A 3,516-nucleotide genomic window follows, 5' to 3' on the forward strand; every position below is an offset into this window, starting at 1 on the left:
AGGCGACTTCTTCCATCAGGACGAACAACAGCATCATGAGCGCCTGGCGCCGGCGGGCAGGCAGATCCCCCACGGCATGAGCCAGGCGCTCCACGAAGTCATCCCATCCCTCGGAGCGCAAGAGCTTCCAGCGCTCGCCGTCCGCGAACTCGGTGGCGAACTCGAAGAACGCGTCCATGGGCGGATCCGCCACGCGGACCACGGTAGCGGGCCGGTCGGTGCGCCGCGAGTTCAAATCTCGACAGCCCGACTACTGAGGTGCAGGCCTGCGCGTCGCGATCACCCGCACGTCACCCACGCGCCGTCCACCCGGGGGCGACGTCGCGTCCGGCGAAGCGAGCGCCGAGCGAGCACTATGGCACGTGATCGAGATGAGCGCAGCGGATCAACTGGTGGCAGCTATCCATACTGGCGATGTGGACGCGGTCGACCGCCTCTCGGCATCCGATGCCGGTTTGGCGTTGTCTGCGCTCGGAGGCCGGCATGGCACGCGGACGCCGCTACACGTCGTTGCGGACTGGCCCGGCTATTTCCCGAACGGTCCGCAAATCGTGCGGATACTCATCGCCGCTGGGGGCGATCCGAATGCACGCGATCCGGGAAAGCCCTCCGAGACCCCGTTGCATTGGGCGGCGAGCAGCGATGACGTCGACGTCGCACGCGCGCTGATCGATGGTGGCGCTGACATCAACATGCCCGACGGTTCCATCGGCACGCCGCTCGACAATGCGATTGGGTATGGGTGTTGGAACGTTGCGCGCTTGCTTGTCGAGCGCGGCGCAAGGGTTGATAAGTTGTGGCACGCGGCCGCACTCGGCATGGCCGATCGGCTCCAAGAACTCGTCTCAGCCCAGGGTAATGCCGACAGCGACGAGCTGTCTCAGGCGTTTTGGCATGCCTGCAACGCCGGACAGCGACGTGCCGCGGAGTTCCTCCTCGGTGCAGGTGCAAACTTGGACTGGATCCCCGACTATGCCCAAGGAACGCCACTCGACGCCGCACAACAACTCGGAACCCAGCAACAGAACGTGATCAGCTGGCTGCGCGAACGAGGCGCAGGAACCTCAGATCAAGCCGAATGACGCTCCTTCACGGGCGGGGCGGGGCGCGCCATGACTGCCGTTATGCGCGGTTGTCATCAGACCGCACATCCCTCGACTCCGGTTGCGTGCGTTTTGCAGAACAGAGCCAAGGGGAAGCTACGGGGATGACCTTCGAGATGCTTTGTCTCGGTCTTCTGCTGTGCATGTTCCTGCTGGTCGGCGTCGGCATTTTGTCGCCTGGCAGCCCTCGAAGGCACCGTTAGTACGCTGGGCGCGCCCGCGCCAGATCGTCGCTCCGCGCTGACCCCGCGAGCACGTTGCTCGCCCCTCACGGGCGCGGGAGTCGCCGAATGAAGTGGCGTGCGTGAGACGCGACCGTGTCCAGCAGGAGACGACGTTCCCTCCGGCTCGGGGACCTGGGACATCGCAACTCGAACCAGACCGACTTCCACTCGGGCTCCATGACGACACCCCAGCGGGTTGCCAACTCGGACACGACGGTCAGTCCACGACTCCGCTCTGCGTCGTGCGCAGCATGTCCGCGCGCCGGGCGGCCGCCGCCATGATCGACGACCTCCACCCGGAGGGAATCATGGGCGAGGTTGGCCCGGACGTTGAGGTCGGTGTGGGCGTGGATGACCCCGTTAGTGACGAGTTCGCTGGTCAAGAGAACTGCGGGGAGCGCGAGGACGGCATCAACGCCCTCTTCCGCGAGGAACTCACGGACGAACTGCCGGGCCGCAAGAACGCTCGCAGGCTGAGGGGGAAGGGTGATAGCTGCCACGGGACGCGGCCCTCCTTCCGAAGGGCAATCATTCGTTCCTCCCCACGCCCCGGATGGTCAAACCCTCGTCCTGAGGGCAATATCCAGACCGCGGGCGTTGATGTTGGCGCGGCATTCCACCCGGGTCATCGCGCCTTCGCCGAGCGTCGGCAACGCAATAACCCGGCTGAGGGGCGGGCCGAGCGATCAGAAGCACGGTTCCATCCACACTGGCAGCTCTGTGTCCGCCCGCTACGCGCGCTCGGTATGGACCCGCCCGCTCGTGAGGTAGTCGGAGTCCACATGAACCTCGTCCGAGTTCCGAAGCCGATCCTCGCCCCATCGGCCGCGTCGAACGCGACCGATCCACATTCGCGCCGGAGAGCGCCGAGCCGCCGGACAGTACGATCGCCACGTGCCTGAGCCCGCGCCCGCCCGGCCCGCGGTCACGATGCGGAAGTTCGCACCGGCCTTCCCTGTCAGTGACCTCCCCGCGTCGCTAGCGCATTACCGCCTCGGGTTCACGACGAGCGAGTACTCGGGCGACAGTGCGGCCGGCGGGTACGGCTTCGCACGCCGAGACGGCGTCGAGCTACAACTCGGCACCGTCCCCACCCGTCGAACGACGTCGCCGACGACCGCCTACCTGTACGTGGATGATGCCGACGCCCTCGCCGCCGAGTGGCACGAGACGGGTGCGGACGTCCGAACGCCCGAGGACACGCCGTGGGGCCGGCCATGCGCTCCCTCCGCACGACCGGCGCGTCCGAATCGTCCGGCGATGGGTGCGTCCCAGAGCCGGTTATCGACGTGTCAAGGTCAGATGGGTGACGCCGCTCGGTGACGAGACTGCCTCGATGTCGTAGCGCTCCTCGATGCCCTCGATGCCGTCCCACAGGCGAACGCCGCGGCCGAGCAGGATCGGCACCTGCACGACATGAAGCGTGTCGATGAGGTCGGCGGCGAGGAAGTCGCGGACGACCGTCGGGCCACCGCCGATGCGAACGTCGAGGCCGCCGGCTGCGTCCCGGGCGAGGTCGAGCGCCTCCTGCGGGTTGGCGTCGACGAAGTGGAACACGGTGCCGCCCTCCATCTCGATCGACGGGCGCGGGTGGTGCGTGAGCACGAACACCGGTGTGTGGAACGGCGGGCTCGGCCCCCACCAGCCACGCCACTCGTCGTCGGTGCCGACATCGGTCCACGGGCCGGTCTGCACGCCGAACTTGCCCCGGCCCATGATCTCGGCACCGAAGCCGAGGCCATGGCGTTCGGCGAACGAGTGGTCGACACCCGCGCTGCCACCGGCGTCGCCGACCATCGACCGCCAGAACCGAGTGGCGAACATCCACTCGTGCAGGCGTTCCCCGGCGTGACCGAACGGGGCGTCGAACGTGATGCCGTCGCCGGTCCCGAACCCGTCCAGGGAGATCGAGAAGTTGTGGACACGGACCTCGGACATGACTGTCTCCTGTGCAGTAGTAGTGCCCCGACGGCGCGGGAACGTCGGGATCCGCGCCGGTCGGGCTCGTCAGAATCGGAAGCGGGTCAGACCGCCAGGCTCCGTCCCCAACGTCACGATCGCCGAGCGGGGCTCGATGCGATACACGTTCCACGGCGGTGGACCTTGCGACGGTGCGTTGAACGGGGCAGTGATGCCCGACCCGCTGTCGTCTGGTTCCGCTGGCCAACCGTTGTCCGCCCACGCCTTCG

General features: G+C 67.3%; 5 protein-coding genes. 1 reads left to right on the forward strand and 4 read right to left on the reverse strand.

The features are described from left to right. Positions 1 to 193, reverse strand: a 193-nt coding sequence (locus E6G06_00290; protein ID TML93882.1) for a hypothetical protein, incomplete at its 3' end; no start/stop codon positions are given. Positions 194 to 371: 178 nt separating this feature from the next. On the opposite strand from E6G06_00290, the gene E6G06_00295 reads away from it, so the two are divergent. Continuing rightward, entirely contained in the window at positions 372 to 1,082 is a 711-nt protein-coding gene (locus E6G06_00295; protein ID TML93916.1) for a hypothetical protein, read from the forward strand. A 289-nt stretch (positions 1,083 to 1,371) separates the two neighbouring features. Here E6G06_00295 and E6G06_00300 read toward each other — a convergent pair whose 3' ends face one another. The 3 genes from E6G06_00300 to E6G06_00310 all read right to left on the reverse strand — a co-directional run. Continuing rightward, on the reverse strand, positions 1,372 to 1,827 hold the full coding sequence (locus E6G06_00300; protein ID TML93883.1) for an ATP-binding protein: 456 nt from the start codon (positions 1,825 to 1,827) through the stop codon (positions 1,372 to 1,374). A gap of 781 nt (positions 1,828 to 2,608) precedes the next feature. Next, positions 2,609 to 3,265, reverse strand: a complete 657-nt coding sequence (locus E6G06_00305; GenBank protein ID TML93884.1) for a dihydrofolate reductase — start codon at positions 3,263 to 3,265, stop codon at positions 2,609 to 2,611. Between the two features lie 69 nt (positions 3,266 to 3,334). Then, a partial coding sequence (locus tag E6G06_00310) for a pyridoxamine 5'-phosphate oxidase family protein (GenBank protein ID TML93918.1) occupies positions 3,335 to 3,516 on the reverse strand: 182 nt, incomplete at its 5' end.

The organism is Actinomycetota bacterium (genome assembly GCA_005888325.1).
GTDB lineage: Bacteria > Actinomycetota > Acidimicrobiia > Acidimicrobiales > AC-14 > AC-14.

Excerpts from the sequence above, each read along its gene's own strand:
- E6G06_00295 (TML93916.1), top strand. The coding sequence starts at position 372 with ATGAGCGCAGCGGATCAACTGGTGGCAGCTATCCATACTGGCGATGTG.
- E6G06_00305 (TML93884.1), bottom strand. The coding sequence starts at position 3,265 with ATGTCCGAGGTCCGTGTCCACAACTTCTCGATCTCCCTGGACGGGTTC.